The 23,116-nt window shown below is 66.9% G+C and carries 24 protein-coding genes; 8 read left to right on the plus strand and 16 right to left on the minus strand.

From position 1 onward, the window contains the following. Positions 1–41 precede the first annotated feature (41 nt). The 5 genes from JO391_RS14910 to rfbC all read right to left on the minus strand — a co-directional run bounded on the left by JO391_RS14910 (position 42) and on the right by rfbC (position 4,518). On the minus strand, positions 42–746 hold the full coding sequence (locus JO391_RS14910; protein WP_220661238.1) for a sugar transferase: 705 nt from the start codon (positions 744–746) through the stop codon (positions 42–44). Positions 747–1,197: 451 nt separating this feature from the next. Beyond that, a complete protein-coding gene (rfbA, locus tag JO391_RS14915) occupies positions 1,198–2,076 on the minus strand; it encodes a glucose-1-phosphate thymidylyltransferase RfbA (protein WP_220661239.1) in 879 nt (292 codons plus the stop codon). Then, complete coding sequence (gene rfbD, locus JO391_RS14920) at positions 2,073–2,918, minus strand: dTDP-4-dehydrorhamnose reductase (RefSeq protein ID WP_220661240.1); 846 nt, start codon at positions 2,916–2,918, stop codon at positions 2,073–2,075. The genes rfbA and rfbD overlap by 4 nt, the downstream gene beginning before the upstream one ends. Beyond that, the gene (gene rfbB / locus JO391_RS14925; RefSeq protein ID WP_220661241.1) at positions 2,915–3,955 is read right to left on the minus strand and encodes a dTDP-glucose 4,6-dehydratase; all 1,041 of its coding nucleotides are present in this window, start codon (positions 3,953–3,955) and stop codon (positions 2,915–2,917) included. Before rfbB ends, rfbD begins: the two co-directional genes overlap by 4 nt. Next, the gene (gene rfbC / locus JO391_RS14930; RefSeq protein WP_220661242.1) at positions 3,952–4,518 is read right to left on the minus strand and encodes a dTDP-4-dehydrorhamnose 3,5-epimerase; all 567 of its coding nucleotides are present in this window, start codon (positions 4,516–4,518) and stop codon (positions 3,952–3,954) included. The genes rfbB and rfbC overlap by 4 nt, the downstream gene beginning before the upstream one ends. 299 nt (positions 4,519–4,817) lie before the next feature. Between rfbC and JO391_RS14935 the strand changes: the two genes are divergently transcribed. Next, positions 4,818–6,020: a glycosyltransferase gene (locus tag JO391_RS14935; RefSeq protein ID WP_220661243.1), complete on the plus strand. Its 1,203-nt coding sequence runs from the start codon at positions 4,818–4,820 to the stop codon at positions 6,018–6,020. Between the two features lie 186 nt (positions 6,021–6,206). Here JO391_RS14935 and JO391_RS14940 read toward each other — a convergent pair whose 3' ends face one another. Continuing rightward, on the minus strand, positions 6,207–7,166 hold the full coding sequence (locus JO391_RS14940; RefSeq protein WP_220661244.1) for an acetyl-CoA carboxylase carboxyltransferase subunit alpha: 960 nt from the start codon (positions 7,164–7,166) through the stop codon (positions 6,207–6,209). 66 nt (positions 7,167–7,232) lie between these two features. Next, positions 7,233–8,501 carry an acetylornithine deacetylase/succinyl-diaminopimelate desuccinylase family protein gene (locus tag JO391_RS14945; RefSeq protein ID WP_220661245.1) on the minus strand — a complete coding sequence of 423 codons (1,269 nt, stop codon included), beginning with the start codon at positions 8,499–8,501 and terminating at the stop codon, positions 7,233–7,235. A 115-nt stretch (positions 8,502–8,616) separates the two neighbouring features. Between JO391_RS14945 and JO391_RS14950 the strand changes: the two genes are divergently transcribed. From JO391_RS14950 to JO391_RS14975, 6 genes are all read left to right on the plus strand, one after another. Continuing rightward, a complete protein-coding gene (locus tag JO391_RS14950) occupies positions 8,617–9,690 on the plus strand; it encodes a coiled-coil domain-containing protein (protein WP_220661246.1) in 1,074 nt (357 codons plus the stop codon). Then, positions 9,691–10,818: a hypothetical protein gene (locus JO391_RS14955; protein WP_259444718.1), complete on the plus strand. Its 1,128-nt coding sequence runs from the start codon at positions 9,691–9,693 to the stop codon at positions 10,816–10,818. It abuts the gene before it with no gap. A gap of 34 nt (positions 10,819–10,852) precedes the next feature. Beyond that, positions 10,853–12,784, plus strand: a complete 1,932-nt coding sequence (locus JO391_RS14960) for an AAA family ATPase (RefSeq protein ID WP_220661247.1) — start codon at positions 10,853–10,855, stop codon at positions 12,782–12,784. A gap of 259 nt (positions 12,785–13,043) precedes the next feature. Beyond that, positions 13,044–14,405: a DUF6638 family protein gene (locus tag JO391_RS14965; RefSeq protein ID WP_220661248.1), complete on the plus strand. Its 1,362-nt coding sequence runs from the start codon at positions 13,044–13,046 to the stop codon at positions 14,403–14,405. Then, the gene (locus JO391_RS14970) at positions 14,402–14,674 is read left to right on the plus strand and encodes a hypothetical protein (RefSeq protein WP_220661249.1); all 273 of its coding nucleotides are present in this window, start codon (positions 14,402–14,404) and stop codon (positions 14,672–14,674) included. The genes JO391_RS14965 and JO391_RS14970 overlap by 4 nt, the downstream gene beginning before the upstream one ends. Before the next feature lie 17 nt (positions 14,675–14,691). After that, a complete protein-coding gene (locus JO391_RS14975) occupies positions 14,692–15,375 on the plus strand; it encodes a DUF1523 family protein (protein ID WP_220661250.1) in 684 nt (227 codons plus the stop codon). A gap of 178 nt (positions 15,376–15,553) precedes the next feature. Here the strand turns inward: JO391_RS14975 and JO391_RS14980 are convergent, their stop codons facing one another. From JO391_RS14980 to JO391_RS15005, 6 genes are all read right to left on the minus strand, one after another. Next, on the minus strand, positions 15,554–16,702 hold the full coding sequence (locus JO391_RS14980; protein WP_220661251.1) for a methanobactin export MATE transporter MbnM: 1,149 nt from the start codon (positions 16,700–16,702) through the stop codon (positions 15,554–15,556). A 2-nt stretch (positions 16,703–16,704) separates the two neighbouring features. After that, entirely contained in the window at positions 16,705–17,601 is an 897-nt protein-coding gene (locus tag JO391_RS14985; RefSeq protein WP_220661252.1) for an MbnP family copper-binding protein, read from the minus strand. Between the two features lie 69 nt (positions 17,602–17,670). Beyond that, positions 17,671–18,027: a hypothetical protein gene (locus JO391_RS14990; protein ID WP_220661253.1), complete on the minus strand. Its 357-nt coding sequence runs from the start codon at positions 18,025–18,027 to the stop codon at positions 17,671–17,673. 168 nt (positions 18,028–18,195) lie between these two features. Next, complete coding sequence (locus JO391_RS14995) at positions 18,196–18,969, minus strand: hypothetical protein (RefSeq protein ID WP_220661254.1); 774 nt, start codon at positions 18,967–18,969, stop codon at positions 18,196–18,198. 47 nt (positions 18,970–19,016) lie between these two features. Then, a complete protein-coding gene (locus JO391_RS15000) occupies positions 19,017–19,751 on the minus strand; it encodes a copper homeostasis protein CutC (RefSeq protein WP_220661255.1) in 735 nt (244 codons plus the stop codon). A gap of 77 nt (positions 19,752–19,828) precedes the next feature. After that, complete coding sequence (locus JO391_RS15005; protein ID WP_220661256.1) at positions 19,829–20,695, minus strand: ROK family protein; 867 nt, start codon at positions 20,693–20,695, stop codon at positions 19,829–19,831. Positions 20,696–20,791: 96 nt separating this feature from the next. On the opposite strand from JO391_RS15005, the gene pyrF reads away from it, so the two are divergent. Continuing rightward, complete coding sequence (pyrF, locus tag JO391_RS15010; protein ID WP_220661257.1) at positions 20,792–21,481, plus strand: orotidine-5'-phosphate decarboxylase; 690 nt, start codon at positions 20,792–20,794, stop codon at positions 21,479–21,481. Here pyrF and JO391_RS15015 read toward each other — a convergent pair. Genes JO391_RS15015 through JO391_RS15025 form a run of 3 tightly spaced genes read right to left on the minus strand, consistent with a single transcriptional unit; the run spans position 21,462 to position 23,054 of the window. Further along, on the minus strand, positions 21,462–21,914 hold the full coding sequence (locus JO391_RS15015) for an NUDIX domain-containing protein (RefSeq protein WP_220661258.1): 453 nt from the start codon (positions 21,912–21,914) through the stop codon (positions 21,462–21,464). The genes pyrF and JO391_RS15015 overlap by 20 nt on opposite strands. Further along, positions 21,904–22,179 (minus strand): NfeD family protein, encoded by a 276-nt coding sequence (locus JO391_RS15020; RefSeq protein WP_220661259.1) that lies wholly within the window; start codon positions 22,177–22,179, stop codon positions 21,904–21,906. The genes JO391_RS15015 and JO391_RS15020 overlap by 11 nt, the downstream gene beginning before the upstream one ends. After that, the gene (locus tag JO391_RS15025; protein ID WP_220661260.1) at positions 22,179–23,054 is read right to left on the minus strand and encodes an SPFH domain-containing protein; all 876 of its coding nucleotides are present in this window, start codon (positions 23,052–23,054) and stop codon (positions 22,179–22,181) included. The genes JO391_RS15020 and JO391_RS15025 overlap by 1 nt, the downstream gene beginning before the upstream one ends. Positions 23,055–23,116 lie beyond the last annotated feature (62 nt).

A 23,116-nucleotide genomic window follows, 5' to 3' on the forward strand; every position in this document is an offset into this window, starting at 1 on the left:
CGCCCCGGCCGATGGCCGGGCCGCGCGCCTCGCATCTGCGCTCAGTAGCCGGTGCAGTTCAGGACGGTGTTCACCGTGCGCCCCAGAACCTTCACGTCACAGGCCAAGCTCAGGTCGGCGTCATAGGCATCGTCATACTCGGCCCGCGCCTCGAAGGTCGTGCGGTTGCGGCCCGCCGTCTGCCAGTAACCAGTGATGCCCGGACGCAGCCGGTAATAGCCCTGGCCCGGATACATCACGCGCTGCGACAGCATCATCGGCCGCGGTCCGACGAGGCTCATGTCGCCGGTCAGCACGTTCCAAAGCTGCGGCAGTTCGTCCAGCGAGCTGCGCCGGATGAACTGGCCCACCCGCGTGATGCGCGGGTCGTTCTTCAGCTTCTGGGTCGAATCCCATTCCGCGCGGGCTTCGGGGTTTTCGGCCAGATAGCTTTCCAGCTTGTTGTCGGCATCGCGAACCATGCTGCGGAACTTCCACATGCGGAAAGTCCTGCCACCCATGCCGACCCGCGGCTGGTAATAGAATGGAGCGCCACCTTCCAGTGCGACAGCCAACGCCACTGCGGCAATTACCGGCACGATCACCGGGGCAGACAGCAGCACGGCGGCCACATCCAGAACGCGCTTCAGACCGTTGCGATATGGTTGGCGCCATCCGGACTTCTGCACTGCAGCAGGCAGCTCGTTGACCGCAGGCACGGTCACGGCCGTGGGCACGTCAAGAAACTCCGGCAAATGCGCCGTCATTGTGTTCACCCTTGCAACAGTCCGGATCAGGAACGCAGAGCAGCGCTCGGGCGGGCCACAAATTCCTGTTTCATGGCGGCCTTTTGAGCCCTCGTCGGGGCGGAATGGGCAAGCTCTGTAGAAGTCATGTCAGGGTCCGTCTAATCACTCGTTACCCTGCCATTTTACCCGTCTCGCCCCCTCCTTGACGATCACAGAAACCAGAGTGACGTCACGGAATGTGCGTCGCCGCGATGACCCAGGGTGAAGTTGGGGACAACACAAGACAACCGTGCGTTGACCACTCCCGCACTGGCTGTGCAGGTGCAGAGAAACTCGCGCGATTTGCCGGAAAGTGATTCGAAGACCGCAGCAAAGCCGCAGTCTTGCCAAGAACTCGCCGCAGGGTTGCCACGGCGTCGCCGTAATGTCCACCCGATTGTCGCCAGATTGGCGACGACCGGTCGCAGTGTCACTCGGCCAACACAGCCATCAGGTAGCGCCCGTAATCGTTCTTGCGGAACACCTCGGCGCGCTTGGCCAATTCCTGCCGCCCGATCCATCCCCTGCGGAAGGCGATCTCGTCCGGGCAACCCACTTGCAGCCCCTGCCGTTCGGTCAGGGTGCGCACGAAGTTGCCGGCATCCAGCAGGCTGCCATGCGTGCCGGTGTCCAGCCAGGCATAGCCGCGCCCCATCTTCTCGACCCGCAGCGTGCCTTCCGCGCGATAGGCTTCCAGCAGATCCACGATCTCCAGCTCGCCCCGCGCCGAAGGCTTCACCTGCGCCGCGAAGTCGCTGGCCCGTCCGTCCAGATAGTAAAGCCCGGTCACGGCAAAGTTCGATGGCGGGACCGGGGGCTTTTCCAGGATCGCCCGCACCGTCCCGTCGGCATCGAAATCCACCACGCCATAGCGCTCGGGGTCGGCGACGTGATAGCCGAAGACCGTCCCCCCCACCTCCAGCGCATCCGCCGCCGCCAGCTGGTCGGGCAACCCATGGCCGAAGAAGATGTTGTCCCCCAGCACCATGGCCGAAGGCGCCCCATCCAGGAAATCCCGCGCCAGCAGATAGGCCTGCGCCAGCCCGTCGGGCGAGGGCTGCACGATCCAGGTGAAACTTACGCCCCACTGGCTGCCGTCGCCCAGAAGCCGCTGGAACTGCGCCTGGTCGTCCGGCGTGGTGATGATGGCGATCTCGCGGATCCCGCCCAGCATCAGCACCGACAGGGGATAATAGATCATCGGCTTGTCATAGATCGGCAGCAACTGCTTCGACACGCCCATGGTGATCGGCCACAGCCGCGTCCCCGATCCGCCCGCCAGGATGATCCCCTTGCGCCCGCTCGTCATGCCTTCGCTCCCAATTCCACCAGTATCTCTGCCAGCCCGGCCCGCCAGTCGGGCCGGACGATGCCGAAATCCCGCTCCAGCGCGCTGCAATCCATTCGCGAATTCGCCGGCCGCTTCGCCGGCGTCGGATAGGCGCTGGTGGGGATGTCGTTCACCACGCAGGCCAGCCCCGCCTGAGCCATGATCTCGCGCGCGAAATCCGCCCAGCTCACATCCGGCGCGCCGCTGAAATGATACGTCCCGCCCGGCTGGCCCGCCGCCATCGCCCGCGCCATCCCCACCAGCGCCCCGGCAATCGCCCGCGCCGGCGTCGGCCCGCCCACCTGGTCGGCCACCACGTTCAGGCTCTCCCGCTCGCGCCCCAGCCGAAGCATGGTCTTCACGAAATTCGCGCCATGCGCCGACACCACCCAGGACGTCCGCAGGATCGCCGCATTGCCCCCCGCCGCGCGCACCCCGATCTCGCCCGCCAGCTTCGACCGTCCATAGGCGCCAAGGGGCCCGGTCGGATCATCCGGGCGAAACGGCCGGTCGCCCGTGCCGTCGAACACATAGTCGGTCGACACATGCAGGAACGGCACGCCCAGCCCCGCACAGGCCCGCGCCATCGCCGCAGGCGCCGCGCCGTTCACCACCGTGGCCGCCGCCTCTTCGCTTTCCGCCTTGTCCACCGCAGTCCAGGCCGCCGCGTTGATCACCGCGTCGCAGTCCCGCACCGCCGCCGCGCAGGCGTCGGGGTCCATCAGGTCGGCGCGGTCGCGCCCCAGGAACACCGCATCGGGCACCACCCGCGCCAGTTCCGTCGCGACCTGCCCGGTGCGACCGAAGACCAGCAGCCTCATGCCTTCGTCCCCAGCCGTTGCCCCACGCCAGCCCGCTCCAGAAGCGGCCGCCACCAGGCCTCGTTGTCCAGGTACCAGCGCACCGTGCGCCGCAGACCTTCCTCCAGCGTGACCGAGGGCCGCCAGCCCAGTTCCTCGCGGATGCGCGACGGGTCGATGGCATAGCGCAGGTCATGCCCCGGCCGGTCGGTCACATAGGTGATCAGCCGGTCGTGCGGCGCGCCGTCGGGGCGCATCTCGTCCAGCAGGGCGCAGATCGTGCGCACGATGTCGATGTTCTTCGCCTCGTTCTCGCCACCGATGTTGTAGCTGCGGCCCAGCTTGCCCTTCGCCACCACCAGAAGCAGCGCGTCGGCATGGTCCTCGACATAGAGCCAGTCGCGCACATTCTCGCCCTTGCCATAAACTGGGATCGGGCGCCCGTGCAGCGCGTTCAGGATCACCACCGGGATCAGCTTTTCAGGGAAATGATAGGGACCGTAGTTGTTGGAACAGTTGGTCATCACCACCGGCAGGCCATAGGTCTCGGCCCAAGCCCGCACCAGATGGTCGCTCGCCGCCTTGGATGCCGAATAGGGGCTGTTCGGCGCATAGGGCGTCTCTTCCGTGAACTTGCCCGTCTCGCCCAAAGTCCCGAACACCTCGTCGGTCGAGATATGGTGGAACCGGAACGCCTCAGGCTTGCCAGCCCGCGTCCAGTGGGCGCGCGCGGCCTCCAGCATGTTGAAGGTGCCGGTCACGTTGGTCTGGATGAACTCGCCCGGCCCGTCGATCGACCGGTCCACATGGCTCTCCGCTGCAAGGTGCATCACCGCGTCGGGGTTGTGCGTGGCGAAAATCCGGTCCAGCGCCGCCCGGTCGCGGATGTCGGCCTGTTCAAAGGAGTAAAGGTTCGACCGAGCCGCCCCCGCCACGTTCTCCAGGTTCGCCGCATAGGTCAGGGCGTCCAGGTTCACCACCTCGTGCCCGCGCGCCACCGCCAGCCGCACCACGGCCGAGCCGATGAAGCCCGCGCCACCCGTCACCAGAATCTTCATGCCTTGCCTTCGTAAACAAACGGAGAAACCCAATCGCGGAACAGGGGCGCCGCCAGATCCTTGGCCGACAGCACCGGGTCGCCCGACAGACCCCAGTCCACGCCCAGATCCGGGTCGTCCCAGCGGACCGATCCGTCGCAGTCGGGCGCATAGGTGTCAGTGCACTTGTACTGCACTTCGGTGTCGGGCGTCAGGGTGACGAAACCATGCAGGAACCCTTTCGGCACCAGAAGCTGCCGGCCGTTCTCGGGCGTCAGTTCCACGGCCGTCCATCTGCCATAGGCCGGCGATCCCTTACGCACATCCACGGCGACGTCCAGGATCGCTCCGCGCGAACAGCGCACCAGTTTGTCCTGCGCCCGCGGCGGCGCCTGGTAATGCAACCCGCGCAGCGTGCCCTGGGTCGCCGAAAAGGAATGGTTGTCCTGGGTGAAGGCCAGGTCCAGCCCAACCGCCCGCATCCGCTCGGCGTTCCAGGTTTCCGAAAACCAGCCGCGGGCATCGCCGAACCGAGCCGGGGTCAGGATCAGAACGTCGGGAAGCGATGTCTCTTCGATCTTCATGAAGCGTCTTTCTTTGCGCAGGCCCCGGATGGCCGGGGATTGGCGCAGGAATATGGCACAATCCAGAGAGAACCCAAGGCTGATTGCGCCAGCCCTCGCATTGTTGCCGCTGTGCCGCAACCCGATGCGCAGCCCACGCCAGACCCGGATTTGCCCTTGCGTGAACTCCCCGCACCGGCATCCCCTTGAATGTGAGGCGGCGCCTTCCGCGCGCCGAAGCGAAGGGTGTTGCCCATGGCCGTGCTGCCAACGGCCCGGACAATTGATTGCGGATCGGGCCGGCCCCCCTGGGGGAACGGATGAAGATCGCGTATCTCGTCAACACCCATCCGCGCGGTTCCACCACCTTCATCCGTCGCGAAATCCAGGCGCTCGAACGCATGGGCTGGCAGGTCCACCGCATCGCCATGCGCGCGGACGAGGCGCCTCTGGTCGACCCCGCCGACATCGCCGAGCGCGAACGCACCGAATATGTGCTGTCGCTCGGCGGTTGGGCGCTTCTGAAATCTGCGGTCGGATGGATGATCCACCGCCCGCGCCGCAGCTTCATGGCGCTGCGGCTGGCCCTTGCCTGCGGTAGCCGGGCCAATGCCCGCATCCTGCACCTGATCTACCTGCTCGAAGCCGCCCATCTCGCAAGGCGCTGCCGCGACCTCGACATCAAGCACCTGCACGCGCATTTCGGCACCAACCCGGCCACCGTCGCCATGCTGGCCAGCCTGTTGGGGGCGCCCGGCTTTTCCTTCACCACGCACGGGCCGGAAGAATTCGACGCGCCTCTTGCCCTGTCGCTGCCCGCCAAGATCGCCCATGCCGAGTTTGCCGTGGCCGTTTCCTCCTTCGGCAGAAGCCAGCTTTGCCGGTGGGCCAACCTGTCGGACTGGCCGCGCATCCATGTCGTACCCTGCGGCATCGAACCCTGGCGCTTTCCCGAACCCGCCGCCCTGCCCGCGGGCGGGCCGCATCTGGTGGCGATCGGCCGCCTGGCCGAACAGAAGGGCTTTCCCGTGCTGATCGAAGCGGTGGCGCAGGCATTGCCCGCGCTGCCCGGCCTGCGGCTCACCCTTGTGGGCGACGGCCCCCTGCGCCGCGCCCTCGAGGCGCAGGTGCACCGCCTTGGTCTGGAGGGCACCGTCACCTTCGCCGGCTGGCAGGACGAAGCGGGCGTGCGCACCGCGCTTGGCGCCGCGCAGGCCCTGGTCCTGCCCTCTTTCGCCGAAGGTCTGCCCGTGGTGGCGATGGAGGCAATGGCCGCCGGGCGCCCCGTCATCGGCACGATGATCGCCGGCCTGCCCGAGCTTGTGACACCGGAAACCGGCTGGCTGGTTCCGGCCGGCGATGCCCGGTCACTGGCGGGCGCGATGGCGGCGCTCGCCGCCACTCCTTCCGACCGGCTTGCCGAAATGGGCCGCGCCGCCCGCCGCCGCGCGCTGGACCGGCACGACATCGACCGCGCCGCCGCCCGCCTCGCTGCGCTGATCCAGGGCCTGCCCGAAGAGTGACGCCGAAGGGGGTCACGAGGGACGCATCAGGGGACCATCGCCCCGATCCTTCGCGGGAAAATCCTGTCCCATAGGTCTCGCGGGAAACCCTGCCGGCTTCCCCTTGGTTAAGTCCAAGTTAATTCGCGCGCGCAACCCATTGATTTTACTCAGGCCGCGCAGGCGTCCGAGCTCGGACGCCCAAGGTCAGGCCGCCAGCCCCTTGGCGCCCATGTCCAGGAACTTGGTCCGCCGGTCCTTGACCAGCCAGTCGGCCTTCTTTCCCGCCAGCTCCTTCAGCATGGCCTCGATGGCCTTGCCCACCGCCTCGACGGTCTCCTTCCGGCCCCGCTGCGCGCCCCCCACCGGCTCCTTCACGATCCGGTCGATGATCCCCAGCTTCTGCAGGTCCTGGGCCGTGAGCCGCAGCGCCTCCGCCGCCTCCCGCATCTTCTCGGCGTCCTTCCACAGGATCGAGGCGCAGCCCTCGGGGCTGATCACCGAATAGACCGAGTGCTCCAGCATGGCGATCCGGTTGGCCGTGGCAAAGGCCACCGCCCCGCCCGACCCGCCCTCGCCGATCACCACCGAAACCAGCGGCACCCCGATCTCCAGGCACTTCTCGGTGGACCGCGCGATCGCCTCCGCCTGCCCGCGCTCTTCAGCCCCCTTGCCGGGATAGGCGCCGGGCGTGTCGATCAGGGTGATCACCGGCAGCCGGAACCGGTCCGCCAGATCCATCAGCCGGATCGCCTTGCGATACCCCTCCGGCCGCGCCATCCCGAAGTTCCGCTCGATCCGCGACTTGGTATCGTGGCCCTTCTCGTGCCCGATCACCACCACCGCCTGATCGTTGAACCGCGCGAGCCCCCCCATCACCGCATGGTCGTCGGCAAAGTTCCGGTCCCCCGCCAGCGGCGTAAACTCGGAAAACAGCCCGTCGATATAGTCCCGGCAATGCGGCCGGTCGGGATGCCGCGCGACCTGGCACTTCTGCCAGGCAGTCAGGCTCTTGTAGAGATCCTTCAGCGCCTGGTCGGCCTTCTTGTCCAGCGCCTCGGCTTCTTTGCCGACGTCCATCTGAGGATTGGTCCGGGCCAGCGATCGCAGCTCCTCTGCCTTGCCTTCGATCTCGGCAAGGGGCTTCTCGAAGTCGAGGTAGTTCATCCGCTCAATCCCCGTTGGACGCCGCCCCTATATGGCCTTGCCCGGCGCCGCTTGCAACTCGGGCCGTCAACCCTGCAGATCCTCCAGCACCAGCGCCATCACCAGCGCAGAGTCCGCCATATCCTGCACGCCCACCCATTCGTCCGGCTGGTGCGCCAGGTGCAAGAGCCCCGGCCCATAGGCGATGCAGTTCTTCATCCTGCCGATGCGGTCGATGTGCTTCTGGTCATAGGTGCCGGGGCTGGCCACGAACTCGGCCACCCGGCCCAGCACGCGCTCCACCGCCGCCGCGGTGGAGCGCGCCACCGGCGCCTCGCGGTCGGTCATCACCGGCGCCACCTCGAACAGGTCGCGCATCGTCCAGTCGAAGCCGGGCCGCGTGGCCTTCAGCCCGTCCAGCAGCGCTACCACCTCGGATTTCACCGCGGCCGGGTTCTCCTCGATCAGCCAGCGCCGGTCGATCACGATGCGGCAACGGTCGGCCACGCAGGGCGCGGGCAGCGAGGTGTCGCCATGGCCCGGCTCGCGCTCGCCGCCGTGGATCGAGTTGATGTTCAACGTGGCGTGGCGCGCCCCGTCCGGCACCACCGGCATGGCGGTGCGCCGCCCGGCCAAAGCCGGCATCAGCCGCGCCTCGATCTCGGCTAGCACCGCCCCCATGTGGGTGATCGCCGAATCGCCCAGGAACGGCATCGAGCCATGGGCGATCCGCCCCTTCGTCTCGATCTCGGCCCACCAGACGCCGCGGTGGCCCAGGCAGATGCGGTCCTTGTTCAGCGGTTCGGGGATGATGACATGGTCCACCCGGCCCGGATCAAAATACCCCCGCTCCGCCAGCCAGGCCACGCCGCCATAACCGCCGGATTCCTCGTCAGCCGTGGCCGAAATCTCGATGGCCCCGCGCCAGCCCGGCATCGCCTCCAGAAACGCCTCGACCGCAACCACAGAAGCCGCCAGCCCGCCCTTCATGTCGCAGGCGCCGCGGCCATAAATCCGGTCGCCGTCCAGTTCGCCCCCGAACGGGTCGCGCGTCCAGCCGTGGCCGACCTCCACCACATCGTGATGGCTGTTGAAATGCACGCAAGGCCCCGGCGCGTCGGACTCGATCCGCGCGACCATGTTCCAGCGCGGATGGGCGTCGCTGTCGCCCGGCGCGCCATGCGCGCGCAGCACCTGCACATGAAAGCCCGACCTGATCAGCCGCGCCGAAAGATAATCGCAAATCTCCAGATACTTCCGCCCCGGCGGGTTCAGCGTCGGGATGCGGATCAGATCCTGCGCCAGTCCGATCAGGTCGGTACGGCGTGCGGCGATTTCGGCCCTCAGATGCTCCATGCCGCCAGACTGCGCCCGGCATACGCGCAGGACAACCTTTTTCAGATGACGCCCCCCCTTCAAATCGACCATACTTCGCCCATGTAAATACCTGTAACTTTTCCGGGAGGATGGGATGGCCGACCTGAACGCCGCGATTGCCGACAGCCAGAAGCAGGTGGCAGAAGCCCAGGCGAAGATTTCTGCGATCACCGGGCGGATCGAGGCGGCGCGCGCCAAGCTGGACGCGGGCGAGGCGGCCATCGACATCGAGAACGCCACGCTGGAGGACGTGCACAAGCACACCGACCTGATGAACGCCAACATCGCCGAGCTCATCATGGGGCTGGACGATGTGACCGCCGGCTTTTCCAAGGACTTCGACGAGATGCGGTCCAAGACCGGCGTCGAAAGCTTCATCGGCATCTTTTCGGCGGCCAAGTCCGAATCCATGCGCCAGGAACGCCTGCGCACGGCGTCCATCGACGACAAGCTGCAGGACCTGATCGCCAAGTCCGATGTCATCGTGAAGCTGTTGCAGGGCCAGCTGGATCTGCTGAACGGCCAGAAGGCGCGGGTGGAAACCAACCTGTCCGGGACGCTTACGGAACGCGAGGAAGTGGTGGCCGCGCTGACCGCGGTGCGCAACGAGATCCTCGGCATGGACCCGAAAATCATCGAGCTGGAAAACAAGATCAGCGTAGAACAGGACGCCGCCGCGCGCACCAAGCTGGAAACCGACCTGGCCGAGATGAACCGCGCCTACAACGCGCTGGTGCAGGACGAACAGGTGAAGCTGGCGAAAAGCCAGACGCTGGAACGCTATATCGAGAAGGGCAAGACCTGGATGGATTCGCTGCAAAACCAGGCGGCGACCCAGATGGTGCTGATCAACAAGCTGCAGACGGATACCAAGCAGCGCGTGGTGCTGTATGACGCCCTGACCGCCAGCCTGAAGACGGCGCAGCAGCAGGACGTCGCCCACCGCATCAACGAGATCGGCGTGAAGACGGATCAAGAGGCCCAGGCCGCCATGGCCGCCATCGGTGCGGCCACCAACGACAAGATGGCCGACATGCTGGAGGCACACGAAGGCCACATGGTCTTTGCCCGCCAGATTCTGGAGCAGAAGGCCAAGGCCGACGAACGTTTTGCTCGGCGCTTTGCCAGCATCGTCGAAAAGCACGACAAGAACGCCTACGGGGAATAAGTGGACAACGAGGTCAAGGACGTCCTGACCAGCGACCATCAGGAAATCTATGATACCCTCGTCGCACGCAGCTATTTCGGCATGTTCGAAAAGATCACCGGGCATCTCGCCCGCGTGGCCGATGCGATGCAGGACGAGGGCCGGCTGACCCGCACCGAGGCGCGCATCCTGAACGCTCATGTCGGCTCGGTCGCCGCCACCTTCCGGGCGCTGTCGTGGAAATACCTGATGACTGGGCGGGTCGAAGGGCCGCTGCCCGGCCGGCTGACCTTTGACCGCCACGAAAGCGGCTTTCCCATCGCGCAGGAGCTGATGGTGATGGCGGTGGATGCGGCGCAGGCGGAAAAGCACCTCGCCGGCATGGCCTCGGAAGCCGAGCTGAAGGACCGGATGATCCGCCAGATCGTCGGCGACCTGACCATCCCGACGCAGTTGCAATTCGCCCTGTCGCAGCGGCTTTACTACGAGGCGCTGTTGACCGGGAACCTCTTCCAGGCCCGCAACGACCCCGATGGCCAGTGGCTCGGCGAAGACGAGGGCCGCCGGTTCCTTCTGCACTGGTCGGTCTATGACACGCAGGAAAACCTGCCGATCATCTACCTGATGGACGTGGAAGAGGCAGGCAGGCGCCCGCTTCTGGCCGATGACAGGCGCTGGCCACAGGTGCGGGCGCATCTGATGGCGCAATCCGTCGCGGGGCTGAAACTCCTCACCATCGCGCAAGGCTTCGACACCGATTTCCCCGACATCCAGCCAAAGCGCCTGCGCCGCCTGCGCCTTGGCCCGATGTATTCCCACGCCTTCACGCTGCAATCCGGGCCCATCTCGCAGGTGCTGGCCAATGCCGGCGGCCCGCCCGATCAGGACTGGGCCCTGGTCTGGACGGTGGAGGACCTGGTTTCCGAACGCACCGAACAGGTGAAGGACGGCTGGTTCTCGACCACCACGCGCGAGATCTGGAAGCTTGACCCCCTCAAGGGTGCCGAGGATGGCACGACCTCGACCACCCGCATGATCATCCTGCCCGAACGGCCCAACCAGGTCCTGACCGAGATGAACCCCCCCGGCTTCCGCGACCCGCGCCGCTTCGTCGTCGATGCCGCGGGCCGGCTGGTGCCGCAACGATGAACCGTTCCCGCCCCGGAACCAGGAAAGGCCCGGCATGACCACGCGCGACACGATGGAACTGCCCGAAGCCGCGATCCGCGCCCAGTATCCGGCGGCGCTCGGTCTCGTCACCGGCTTCGACCACGCGCCCCGGCTGGCAAAGCCCACCGCGCCGACCGCCGCCGCCCCGGAACGCTCGCCCGGCATTCCCGCGCCTGCCCGCTTCCGCTCCACCACGCCGGGCCTCGCCGCGCGCCCGACGACCCGCCCCGGCGGCGTCCACCTTGCGGGCCGGATCGAGACGCTAGGCGATGGCCTCGTCACGCCGCTTCAGGCGACGGTTCTCACCACGCTCCGCCGCGGCCTCGCCATCGCGCTGGCGATGGGCGAAGGCTTTGCCGCGCAATCGGGCCTCGCGGAACTGAAGAAGGCCAATCTCGAATCCCGCCTGCCCGACAGCCGTCGCGCCGAATTCACCGAACTGCTGGCCGCCGAGGCGCTGATCACGCTGCATGTCTTCGCCAATGCCACCGCCTTCCTGCTGGCCCCCCACCTAGGCGCCACCACGGTCGAGGTCGGCACGGTCGAGGAAGTGCTGACCGACAACGCCCCCCTCGCCCTGCAGGGCGCTTTGTGGGAACTGGACCAGGACATCGCCACCCTGGCCACGGATGAGACGCGCCTCGCCCCCACCGTTGCCGCCTTCTGCGAGGCGCTGATGGAAAAGGTGGCGCTGCGCGCCGCCACCGCCCCGCGCCTTTCCGCCTTCGACGGCGCCAGCTGGAAGGTCGAGGCCGATGCGCTGACGCTCTCCGGCTTCCGCCCCGCCCGCGCGGCCAAGGGCGGCGCGCTGGTCATGGCCTTCAAGAAGCCCGAAGAGGTGATCGGCAACCACATCGCCAAGTACCAGGCGATGCGGCTGGCGAAGATGCTGATGGCCTATGATTTCGACCGCCGGCTGAACCCCTTTGCCGAACTGGGCGGCTTCATCTTCACCTTCATGGGCGACGGCAAGCCCGGCACCGGCAAGACCACGCTGATTCAAATGATGGCCGGCCTGATCCACGGCTATTGCCAGATGGCCGGCTACCCCTTCCGCTACCAGAACTTCTCGATCGACCAGATCGACAGCTACCAGGGCAAGTCCGGCCAGAACGCCAAGGCCTTCATCGACGCCGTCATCGACCCCACCGTGATCGCCTTCGGCACCATCGACGACATCGACCAGGTCGCCGGCAAGCGCGGCGACCGCCAGTCCAGCGCGGGCCAGCAGGAGGTGACGGCAGTCTTCATGCAGGCCTTCGCCGGGGCCGGCACCGTGGTCCGCGGCAACTGCACCTTCGGCATGTTCTCGAACTACCCCGAGAACGTCGACGACGCGCTCCGCCAGCGTGCGGGCGCGCGCTTCCTGGTCGATGGCCCCCGAAGCCGCGAGGATTACATCGACATCCTCACCCTGCTTCTGGGCAAGAACCACGCCATCCCCCTCGGCGACCACGCGCTATACGCCAACCAGGAAATCAAGCGCGCCGTGGCGGCCAGTTTCGAAGGCCACGGCCGCCCGCACGAAGAGGGGCTGCTAAAGGTCTGGGAGAAGGTCGAGGCTGACCTCGGCCCGCTCGACACGCTGGCCAAGCTCGGCACCTACCTGAAGGCGATCCAGGAAGCCGACGACCGCTTCACCGGCCGCGCGATCAAGAACATCACCGATGCGGTGAAGGTCCGCGCCATGGATTTCGAACTTCCGGACGAGTGGATGGAAAAGCCCGACCTGTTCCTGTTCAGACCCTACGACGACAAGCTGGCCATGATCCGCGACCTGATGCAGCCCATCACGGTCGACATGGTGGTGCAGGAAATCCACCGCTACGCCGACAGCGAATTCCGCTATGCCGACAAGTCCGACGAGGCGGCCATCGAGGGCATGGTGCGGGACATGGCCCGCGCCGAGGAAGCCAAGCGGCGGTATCTGGAGGGGCGGGGGTGAAGGTGGTTCGGACCCTGCTCATCTGGTTCCTGGTTGTCGGGGCCTTTGCCATGGTGACGGCCGTTGCCAGCGTCTTGGTATTCTGCAGTGCAAACGCTCTGCTTCCGCCGGCCTTCTGGTCCGACGGCCAGTGCAGTGCCTCTGACAAACCAGCCGAGGTGTTCAATATCTTCTTGTACCTGGGTGCACTGACGGGAATGGCCATTTCCGCTGTAGCAGCGATGGTCAGGTTTGCGGTGCGCCGTTGGAGTCCCGCCCCATGAAACGCCTCATCTCCAAGGGCCTGATGTTCGGCAACCTCGTCGAGGTCTCCTCGCCGCAACTGGTCGAACGCTACAACCGAGCGCTCAAGCACCTGACGGGCAAGACCACGGCCCAGACCGATTTCCACATCGACATCTCGGGCTATTCGCCCGAGATCGGCGACGAGTTGGATGATGACCTCTACCTCAACCCCAACGGCTGCAACCGGCAGTTCATTCTGCTGACCACCGCGCAGAAATCCGCGCCGCTTCTGAACATCAAGTTCTCCACCTCGCGCGGCATCCTGCGGCAGTTCATCGAAGCGAACGAGCCGCAGCTCTTTGCCCTGACCGCCCGAGACGCGGTGGCGGGGGAATTGCAGGGTTCAGTCTACGAGGTCTCCACCCCGGCCAAACTGCTCGACATCCGCAAGATCACGGTCGAGGCCGATACCATCGGCGGCCATGTCGCCGATGCCGAAAAACTCGCAGGCCTGATCGACCGCTTCCGCACCGAACCCGACGGCTGGCGCGACGACGTGCTGATCGCCGAGATGATCGGGCTGGCCAAGAAGACCGGCGACGTCACCCGCGTGCCGATCCGCCTGCCCGCCATGACCTTCGAACAGCCCAGCTTCTGGACCAGCCATTTCGGCGGGCTCTACATCTTCCGCGATGTGGCCATCCCCGGCGTGATCTCCACCCTGCCCCGGCAAAGCCTGGGCGCCATGCCGATCTCGCCGGTCATGGACATGTCCATGCGCAACCACATCGCCGACTGGCTGGAGCGCAATGCGCTGGTGGAACCCATCGTGCAGGCGCGCGGCATGGATGCGGCGGCGGTGATCCGCCAGAAGATGGACTTCATCCTGGTCGATGCCGCCGACGGGCTGAACCTCGATATCGGCGATGCCCGACGGACCGAGCTGCGCAAGATCGCCTACCGACTGGGCGACCAGTTGCCCGACGAATTCCTGGGCCTCGCCGCGCTTCTGCGGTGGGTGGAAGGCGCGGGCGACTGGCCGCGCATCTCGTCGGAACACCCCAGCTATTTCTACACGCTACGTGCCAAGGCCGGCCCGCACCGCGACCTTGTGAACATGGCTCTCGCCCAACTCGCACCGCTCGACGTGCGCCAGATGTTCATCACCCACAAGGAACTGTTCTACGCCGCCTATGCCACCTGGTCCGACCGCAAGCGCCAGTATGTGGCGGATTTCCTGGAACGGGAGTATCAGGTGGACAAGCAGGGCGCGCGCGCCGCGCTTTTCGGCCCGGAACCCGGCATGGACGAAGCCCACCGCCCCGACCCCAAACCCGCCCGCAGCCTCGCCTCCGAGGTCGGCCCCTGGGGCGCCTTGCGGAGGGACCGCCGATGATCCTTGGCCTCGCCCGGCTCGCACTGTTCCTGTTCGTCGCGCTCACCGTCCTGTTCTTCCTGTTGCGCATCTACGCCCGCTCGCTGCGGCGCGAGGCGCTGGAAAAGGAATGGGACGAAGGCGGCATCGCCGAGGACCGCGACGCCTTCATCCACCGCGGCATGGCCGCCTATGACAAAAGCCTGTTCGTCAAGCTGTTCTGGCTGGTCTATGTCATCCCAACGGTGGTGATCTCCGCGCTCGTCTATTTCCTGAACTTCTACCAGTAGTCCCGAAAGGCCCCGCCATGCTTCGCAAGTTGAAATGGATCATGCTCACGCTGCTCGCGCTGATCCTCGGGCTTTTCCTGCACTACAACCTGCCACAGACCGACATCGTGCGCATCGTCGGCACCTCGTTCCGCGGCATGGATCTCGGATGGGAAAACCAGTGGGCCTTCTCCGCCCCCGAATCCGGCTCAAACACCGCCAATTCCGCCAGCCGCGACATCCTGTTCATCGACACGGTCACGCCCAGTGGCCGGCCCTCGGTGTTCCGCAACGAAGACACTGCCTGGGGCTGGCCGCCCTATTTCAAATTCAACAGCTTCGACCTGCAGGCCGCCGCCGGCAACCTGGCCTCCACCGCCGAGGCGCCGAAATGGGTGGCCATCACCCATTACGGCTGGCGCATCCAGTTCCTGACCATCTTCCCCAACGCCATCAAGGTCCGCCAGGTCGAAAGCCCCGATGTCACCATCATACCCTGGGGCTCGATCATCATCCTCACCGTGCTCGCCCTGCTGGCCTTCCTGTTCTGGCGCATGTGGGCACAGTTCCACGAACGCACGATCGAACCCGCGATGATCGAGGTCGAAGAGGCGCTGGATGCCGTAGACGCGCGCGCCGATGCCGCAAAGGCCCAGGCCCGCGGCACCTGGGGCCGCTTCACCGCCTGGCTCGGCACCTGGCGCGCCAAGCCGCGAAAGTAGGCACAAGCGGTCAAGGCGCTCGACAAACGGGCGCAACGTGGGCAAAGGTTGAAAAAAAGACCCCCGCCGGGCCATTGGCCCAAGCGGGGGCAGTGATCCCCGCGCCTCACGGGAAGAGAGACGCAAGGGTGCGGTCCTGCGGGATACGGGACGCCTCCCTCCGCAGGACCGCCGGAACTCAACCTCCCGGCTCTGGCGCCCCGCAGGCGCCAGAATCGCCACAAGGCACCACGCGCCGTGCCACCGCCGGGTGGCCCGACGGCCAGGGGTCGGACAGCGCCGGATCGGACAGGAAATCCTCGTCGGTCAGACTTTCCAGGAAGGCGATCACATCCGCCTTCTCGGCCGCGCTCAGAACGAAGCCCGCCACAAGCGGGTCCTTCTGCGCCACGTCCGGATGCCGCCCGCCATTCGCATAGGCATCCAGCACCTCGGACAGCGTCGCCATCGACCCGTCATGCATATAGGGCGCCGTCACCGCCACATTCCGCAGCGACGGCGTGCGGAACCGGCCCAGATCCGCCTCGCGCAGGGTAAAGGCGGCGATGCCCTCGCCCCCCTCGCGGATCACCTCGTGGACGCCGGTGTTGTGGAACCCCGTCTCCGCCATCTTCATGCGCGAGGTCTCAAGGTTGTCGGTAAAGTTGAACCCGCCGTGGCAGTGGTAACACTCCAGCCGCTCGCCGAAGAACAGATCCTGCCCCCGCCGCGCCGACGCGCTCAGGGCATCCCGGTCGCCCTCATAGGCAAAGCGGTCATAGGGCGACCCGGCCGAGATCATCGTGCGCTGAAACGCGGCCAGCGCGCGGGTGACGGTGTAAAGGTCCGGTGCCGGGCGGTCGGGAAAAGCCGCAGGGAAGGCTTCGGCATAGAAGGGATCCGCCGCCAGCCGGTCGAAAAGCGCGGCCTCCATCCCGGCCGCGCCCATTTCGACCGGCGCCGTACCGAACATCGGGATCAGCACATGCCGCTCCAGGCTGTCGATCATCGGGTTGCCCCAGGTCAGCACCGGCAGATAGCCCACATTCGCCAGCCCCGGCGCGTTGCGTTGCCCCTCGGTGCCGCCCACTCCGATGCCCACTGCCCGCCCGTCCGCAAATCCCATGGCTTGCACATGGCACGAGGCACAGGCCACCGTACCATCGGCCGAAAGCCGGGCGTCATGGAACAGGTGGCGCCCAAGCTCCACCTTCTCTGCCGTCATCGGGTTGTCGTCCGGCACCGGGGGCGGTGGCAGCCAGTCGGGAATCGACCACTGCCACCCCTCCGCCGCCAGGGCGGCACCGGCCATCAGGGCCAGCGCCGCGGCAGACAGGGGCACACGCATCGTCAGCGCAGGGTAACGAGCTGCTGGCCGCCCGCCGGCGCCACGCCCTCATAGGGCAGGCCAAGCGCCGACATCACGGGCGGGCAATCCGCATCCTTCGGGAAGGACATGCAGCCCGGCGCGCTTTCGGGCGCATTGGCATCCACATTGGCCCCGGCCAGCACCGGCGCGGGGTCGATCACCACCGTGTCCATGCCTGCCATGCCCGGCATGAAGCCGTCCAGCTTCACCGCCACGCGGTTCGGATTTGCACATTCCGCCGCCGGCGCAATGGTCTTCCCATCCGAGGCGCAACCCGTCGAGCCCAGGTGAAGTGCCCAGCCCTGCGGCCCGGACATGTCCATCGCCTCTCCCGAATGATCGCCGCCCTCCATCGCCGGCAGGGGTTGGCCCGCCGTCGAAAGGTCGATCTTGATGAACTTGTAGCCCGCCTGCCAGGTCCAGAACATTGCCGTCAGGTTCAGCGGCGATCCCGCCAAGGTCGGGTCGCCATGATTCTGCGCGAAGGGCAGGCCGATGTCGAAGGCCAGGCCCGAATAGCTGCCATCGGGTACGGTGCCGCGCACCACCATGTTGGTCTCTGCCGTGCCGTTGGCGCAGGTGCCGGTCGCATCCTCGAAGTCGATCAGGGCCGAGCCGTCAAGCTGCCAGGTGCCGTCCTGGTCCAGGGCAATCGGAACTTCCGCCCCATCGGCGCCGATCAGCCGCAGGTTCGAGACGTACAGGCGGAAGTCCCCGAACTGCACGGCAGATTTCGTGGTGCCGATCCCCTCATATGTCGCAGCACAGGAAAACGGCGTTCCGCCCACCTCGGCGAGGAAGGGTATTTCCACCTTCATTTCGGCAAGGGCAGGCGTGGCAAGAACGGCAGCAAGCGCCGCAAGGGTCAGACGGGACATGGTTTCTACCTCTGGCGAACGGGCGCGCGCGGGCGACCCGGTGAATGGGATCGGTCTTTGAAGAAGCGATCAGGCCAGAGGTGGCCCGCGCGAGGCGCGGGTAGGGTCGTCCAGATGCCGCAAGGCGCGGCTCTCACGCGGCGCGATGACTTCGGCCACGAAGGTCAGATCGGCGTCGCGTATCGCCGGGGCGGCATCTGGCAGGATGACTGCGGCGGTGACATGGCAGGCGAAGCAATCGCCGTGGGCTCCCGCGCCGGACCCATCCTCATCGCCGCACAGATCGGCCAGCTCGCCGCCGGCAATGACAAAGGCCTCCTGCGCGGCACTCGGCATCCGATGCGCAAACCCCGTCGCCACCAGGGCAACGGTCAGCATGGCAACCAGCGCCAGGCCGATCCAGGAAGGAAAGCCGCGTCTCGTCATGCTCTATGTCATGCCCCAACCGCGCCCCGCGCGCAACGGGTCAGAGCTGGCCGGACACTTCGCCGCAAGCCTGGACGGGCAGATGGTTAACTGCCCATGAATCTGAAATCGCAACCCATTGAAATCATTTAGCCTGACAAAGCGTCCGAGCTCGGACGCTCCTCGGGGTCAGCCCCTGTCCTTGACCTTCAACAGCTTCTTCGGCCGCATCTCCTCGGCCGCCTTGAACAGGCTGAAGGTCTGGCCGACAAAGTTCACCACCCCCGAGACCTTCTCCATATAGGCGCTCAGCTCCGGCGTCCGCTCGGCCTCGACCACCTGCACCGGCCGCTCCGGCCCCTCGCCCTCGAACTGGCAATAGAACAAGGGCTCCCCCCGCCGCAGGACGATATCCTTCTGCGGCTCGTGCCACTCGAAGGCCCACATGATCGGCCGCGGCCAGATGTTCAGCGGGAACCGCCCGCCAAAGATCGTGCCGGGCAGCGGGTCCTTGCGGTAATGGGCAAAGGTCCCCAGCTGGGTCAGATAGACCATCTCGTCCGCGATGAAGCAGTAGGGCAGGTGCAACTGGATCGTTGGCCGGTCCGGATACCGCCACTCCGCCTCGTTCACCAGGGTCAGCACCTCGTTCAGCTTGTTCGACCGGATCGAGCTCGCCGTGCCCGCCCGGTTGATCAGCACCCCCCGCCCCTTCTCGTCCCGCCCGAACCCGATGTGCAGGTCATAGGGGCACTTGATCATGAAGTACCGGCTCTCCAGCTGGATAACCGCCGGGCAGCGGCTGGCCGACTTGGAGTGGGTCTTGTTGGTCTGGCGGAACATGATCCGCTCGGGCGGGTCGTACATCACCGCCCCCTTGTCGCTGGTCAGGAACCAGCCCACGGTGATCGGGCCGGATTTTGGCCCCTCCTCGGGGCGGTCGAATACGATGTCGAAATGCATGGGCCAACCTCTTTCCGAAGCCAAGTTCGGTCCGGTCCGGCCCGCTGTCAACGGGGTAGGGCCGCCAGCGCCGCCTTCAGCCCGGTCACCGTGCCAGCATCGGTCCGCTTCAGCCCCGGCCCCGCAAAGCCAAGCGCCTGCTCGCCCGGCGTGCCCAGAAGCGGACGGGAGCAGGAGGCGTGGATCTCGCGCAGTGGCAGGTGAGCCAGTGCCGGCAGAACCGCCGCGGTGACGCCCGAGCCAGGCATCACCGTGATCCGCCCCGCGGCGGCGGCGAAGGTCGCCTCCAGCCGCGGCAGGCCATCCGCCACGCGCCCCGCCCCGCCCGAGGTCAGGATGCGGTCGAAGCCCAGGCTGACCGCGACCTCCACCGCCTCGGCCACGTCGGGCACCAGATCGAAGGCCCGGTGCAGCGTGCAGTCCAGCCCCGCCGCCGCCCGCCGCAGCACCCCCAGCGCCCCCGCATCCAGCCGCCCGTCCATCAACGAGGCGCCAAAGACCACGCCCGCCAGCCCCGCCCGGCGCACCGCCGCAATGTCCTCGATCATCGCCTCGACATCTGCCGTGGTCAGCCGGAACCCGCCCGGCGCGCCGCGGACCATCGCATGAACCGGTCGTCCTGCCCGTGCCGCCCGCGCCATCAGGCCCGGCGTCGGTGTCAGGCCCCCGATTTCCAGCGCAGAACACAGCTCGATGCGGTCCGCGCCGCCGGCAATCGCCGCGCCCAGCCCTTCGGGGCTGTCCACGCAGACTTCAAGAAGGATCGGTTGCGCTGGTGCCATGCTTCGCAGCGGGAGATTTCACACCCCCCGCACCCCCTTTGGGACAGTTGTCGGCAGAAGATGCAGGGCGCCGGGCATCAGGCCCTCTCCTGGAAAGCGGCGGCGGCGCCGATCAGGGCAGGCTCGCCAGGGCATCCCGCCGGGCGGACAAGCGGTTCGGCCGAAGGGCGCAGCACACGGGCACGGACGGCAAGGTCCAGCGCCGCGATGAGGTCGTTGGCGCGGGCGAGGCCGCCGCCCGCGGGCACGATGGAGGCGCCGACCACATTCAGGACCATGGCAAGCGGCCCTGCGACGCGCTCGGCCCATTCCGATACGGTGTCGCTCGCGGCCGCGTCGCCACGTCGCCAACCTGCGACGATGGCTTCCGAACCTGCCTCGCCCCGGCCACGCAGCCGGTGCAACCTTTCGATCCCGCGCGCGCCGCCGATCGTGTCGAGGCAGCCCGTCTGGCCGCAGCCGCAGGGCAGCGCGAGATCGCCGGTCAGAACCGGCCCGTGCCCCCATTCGCCGGCAAAACCCCCCGCGCCGGTAATGACACGGCCGTCGATCACCAGCCCGCCACCGACACCGGTGCCGAGGATGATGCCAAAGACGTTGCGGTGGCCGCGGCCTGCGCCGTGATGTGCCTCTGCCAGAGCAAAGCAATCGGCATCGTTCAGCACCTTCACCGGCAGGCCAAGCGCCGCCTCCAGATCGGGGCCCAGGGCGCGGCCATCGGCGCAGGGGATGTTCGCCACCTTGATGCGGGCCGTGGCCGGATCGACCACGCCGGCCACCGAGAGGGCAATGCCTGTCGCCCCCGTGGCGAAGCGGCCCACTGATTCCAAGAAATCCCCGAATTCCGTGGTGGGCGTAGGCACTTCGCCCAAGGGCGTTACCTCTACCCCCGCCACACGGGCAGCGCGGATGCGGGTGCCGCCGATGTCATAGGCCACGATCATGCCGGTCTCCTTCCCCGCTTTCCTATCAAGCCACGTGGCGCTTGACAGCCCCGGCTTGCCAGACCAAGACGCCACGACCCCGAAAAGGAGAGACCGATGTCCGACGACCGCCTCATCGTTGCGCTGGACGTGCCGAATGTCGTGCAGGGGCTGGACCTGACGGGGCGCATCGGTGACGCCGCCAGCTTCTACAAGATCGGGCTGGGGATGCTGACCGGCGGGGGCCTTGCGCTTGCCAACGAGTTGAAGCACGAGCACGGCAAGCGCGTCTTCCTGGACATGAAGCTGTTCGACATCGGCGCGACCATCGAGGCGGCGGTGCGGGGGCTGGCCCAATACGAGCTGGACTTCCTGACCGTGCAGGGCGACCCACAAGTGGTGCGCGCCGCGATGGAAGGCAAGCGCGGCAGCGGGATGAAGATCCTTGCCGTCACTGTTCTGACCTCGCTGGACCGCGCGGATCTGGACGCGAACATGATCCGCGCGGGCGACCTGGCAGAGGTCACCGTGGAACGCGCCGCTAGCGCCTTCGAGGCCGGGGCGGATGGCGTGATCTGTTCGGCACGCGAGGCGGCGGCGATCCGGGCGCTGCCCGGCGCGGCGGGGCGTCTGATCGTGACGCCTGGTATCCGCCCGGCGGGGGCCGCCTCGGGCGACCAGAAGCGCATCGCCACGCCGCGCCAGGCGATCCTGGACGGGGCCGATCACATCGTCGTCGGCCGCCCGATCTGGCAGGCGGCCGATCCGGCCGCCGCCGCCCGTGCGGTCATTGCGGAACTGCCGTAAGCGCCGCCCAGGCCAACGCGGTGCGCCGCTGCAACTCGCCCACCGCATCGGGGCGGGTCAGCCAGCGGTCGCGCGGCATCAGCTCCCAGCCCTGGCCCTCTTCGCCAAAGCGGATCCCGGCCAGCTCCGCCCGGTTCAACCGCCCGGCAAAGAACACGGACGGGCGGGCAGCATCCATGATCGAGGGGAAGACGCCACGCCAGATCAGCCGGTCGGGCGCAAGCCTCAGCCCGAATTCCTCTTCCAGTTCGCGCAAGAGACACTCTTCTGCGCTCTCTTCCCCCTCACGGCCGCCGCCCGGCAGGTCCCACATGCCCCGCCAACCAAGGCCAGGCTTGTCGTCGCGCAGATAGGTCAGCACGCCGCCGCCACAGAAGAAGGCGGCCTTGGCGCCAATGAAGTCGCCGGCGGGGCCGCCGGCCTCAGTTGTCATTGATGTCGCGGTCCCACAGCTTCACCTGGCCCTCGCGCACGCCCATGGTGCGGCGAAGCACCACCCAGGCGACCAGCGAGGCGATGGCAAAGATGGTGAGCAGCGCGGGCAGGCTGCCGCCGGACAACGCCCCGAAGCCCAGAAGCACACCCACCAGAACCGCGCCGATGGCAAAGCCCAGGAAGATGTAGCCCGGCGCCAGAACCTCCAGGACGCCAAGCACGAAGCCGCCGGCCACCCAGGCCCACCATTGTTCCCACAGCATCACGCCCGCCCCTTCAGCATCTTGAACGCATCGCCAAAGGCTTCCATGGCCTGCGCCGGCAACAGGATGGTCTGCTTGCCATCGCCCGCCGCCACCGCGGCCAGCGCCTCGACCTGTTTCAGGGCAACCTGGTACTGCGCCGCCTCGATCCCGCTTTCCTTGATCGCTTCGGCAATCACACCGGTGGCATAGGCTTCGGCGTCGGCGGTGATGCGTTTGGCCTTGGCCTGCTGTTCGGCGGCGTAAAGATCGGCATCCGCGGCCAGTTCCACCGCCCGCTTGCGGCCCTCGGCCTCGGTCACCTGCGCCCGGCGCGCGCGTTCCGCGTTCAGCTGCTGCAACATGGCGGCGCGGGTCGCGTCATCCAGATTCACGTCCAGGATTTCGGCCCGCGTCACCTCGACCCCCCAGTCGTCCACCATGGCGCTGACCTGTTCGCGCACGCGTTCGATCAGTTGCGCACGGTTCGACTGCACCATGTCCAGCTCGATCTTGCCGATTTCCGACCGCACGATCCCCGCCACGGTGGTGGCAATCGCGGCGTCCACGTCCTTGATGCGATAGACGGTCTTTTCCGGCTCCGTGATGCGGTAGAAGACCGAGGTTTCCACCTTCACCAACACGTTGTCCGAGGTGATGGCATCCTGCGAAGCATTGGGAAGCTGTCGCTCCAGGATCGAGATCTTGTGCGCCACCTTGTCCAGGAAGGGCCAGACGAAGTTGATGCCCGGCCCCAGCACCGCATGAAGCCGCCCGAACCGCTCCACCACATACTTCTGGCTTTGCGGAACGATGCGGACCCCAAGGTAGATGCACAGCAGGATGAAGGCAGCCACCGCCAGCCACACCGCATTGCCGCCAAGAACCGGTTCCATGATCCACTCCCACATGACCTTGCCGAAGAATGGGCGCAGGGTCGCCGGGGCGCAAGGGGGAG

This window comes from Neotabrizicola shimadae (assembly GCF_019623905.1).
GTDB classification, from domain to species: Bacteria; Pseudomonadota; Alphaproteobacteria; order Rhodobacterales; family Rhodobacteraceae; genus Neotabrizicola; species Neotabrizicola shimadae.

Excerpts from the sequence above, each read along its gene's own strand:
- JO391_RS14910 (WP_220661238.1), bottom strand. The coding sequence starts at position 746 with ATGACGGCGCATTTGCCGGAGTTTCTTGACGTGCCCACGGCCGTGACC.
- rfbA (WP_220661239.1), bottom strand. The coding sequence starts at position 2,076 with ATGACGAGCGGGCGCAAGGGGATCATCCTGGCGGGCGGATCGGGGACG.
- rfbD (WP_220661240.1), bottom strand. The coding sequence starts at position 2,918 with ATGAGGCTGCTGGTCTTCGGTCGCACCGGGCAGGTCGCGACGGAACTG.
- rfbB (WP_220661241.1), bottom strand. The coding sequence starts at position 3,955 with ATGAAGATTCTGGTGACGGGTGGCGCGGGCTTCATCGGCTCGGCCGTG.
- rfbC (WP_220661242.1), bottom strand. The coding sequence starts at position 4,518 with ATGAAGATCGAAGAGACATCGCTTCCCGACGTTCTGATCCTGACCCCG.
- JO391_RS14935 (WP_220661243.1), top strand. The coding sequence starts at position 4,818 with ATGAAGATCGCGTATCTCGTCAACACCCATCCGCGCGGTTCCACCACC.
- JO391_RS14940 (WP_220661244.1), bottom strand. The coding sequence starts at position 7,166 with ATGAACTACCTCGACTTCGAGAAGCCCCTTGCCGAGATCGAAGGCAAG.
- JO391_RS14945 (WP_220661245.1), bottom strand. The coding sequence starts at position 8,501 with ATGGAGCATCTGAGGGCCGAAATCGCCGCACGCCGTACCGACCTGATC.
- JO391_RS14950 (WP_220661246.1), top strand. The coding sequence starts at position 8,617 with ATGGCCGACCTGAACGCCGCGATTGCCGACAGCCAGAAGCAGGTGGCA.
- JO391_RS14960 (WP_220661247.1), top strand. The coding sequence starts at position 10,853 with ATGACCACGCGCGACACGATGGAACTGCCCGAAGCCGCGATCCGCGCC.
- JO391_RS14965 (WP_220661248.1), top strand. The coding sequence starts at position 13,044 with ATGAAACGCCTCATCTCCAAGGGCCTGATGTTCGGCAACCTCGTCGAG.
- JO391_RS14970 (WP_220661249.1), top strand. The coding sequence starts at position 14,402 with ATGATCCTTGGCCTCGCCCGGCTCGCACTGTTCCTGTTCGTCGCGCTC.
- JO391_RS14975 (WP_220661250.1), top strand. The coding sequence starts at position 14,692 with ATGCTTCGCAAGTTGAAATGGATCATGCTCACGCTGCTCGCGCTGATC.
- JO391_RS14980 (WP_220661251.1), bottom strand. The coding sequence starts at position 16,702 with ATGCGTGTGCCCCTGTCTGCCGCGGCGCTGGCCCTGATGGCCGGTGCC.
- JO391_RS14985 (WP_220661252.1), bottom strand. The coding sequence starts at position 17,601 with ATGTCCCGTCTGACCCTTGCGGCGCTTGCTGCCGTTCTTGCCACGCCT.
- JO391_RS14990 (WP_220661253.1), bottom strand. The coding sequence starts at position 18,027 with ATGACGAGACGCGGCTTTCCTTCCTGGATCGGCCTGGCGCTGGTTGCC.
- JO391_RS14995 (WP_220661254.1), bottom strand. The coding sequence starts at position 18,969 with ATGCATTTCGACATCGTATTCGACCGCCCCGAGGAGGGGCCAAAATCC.
- JO391_RS15000 (WP_220661255.1), bottom strand. The coding sequence starts at position 19,751 with ATGGCACCAGCGCAACCGATCCTTCTTGAAGTCTGCGTGGACAGCCCC.
- JO391_RS15005 (WP_220661256.1), bottom strand. The coding sequence starts at position 20,695 with ATGATCGTGGCCTATGACATCGGCGGCACCCGCATCCGCGCTGCCCGT.
- pyrF (WP_220661257.1), top strand. The coding sequence starts at position 20,792 with ATGTCCGACGACCGCCTCATCGTTGCGCTGGACGTGCCGAATGTCGTG.
- JO391_RS15015 (WP_220661258.1), bottom strand. The coding sequence starts at position 21,914 with ATGACAACTGAGGCCGGCGGCCCCGCCGGCGACTTCATTGGCGCCAAG.
- JO391_RS15020 (WP_220661259.1), bottom strand. The coding sequence starts at position 22,179 with ATGCTGTGGGAACAATGGTGGGCCTGGGTGGCCGGCGGCTTCGTGCTT.
- JO391_RS15025 (WP_220661260.1), bottom strand. The coding sequence starts at position 23,054 with ATGGAACCGGTTCTTGGCGGCAATGCGGTGTGGCTGGCGGTGGCTGCC.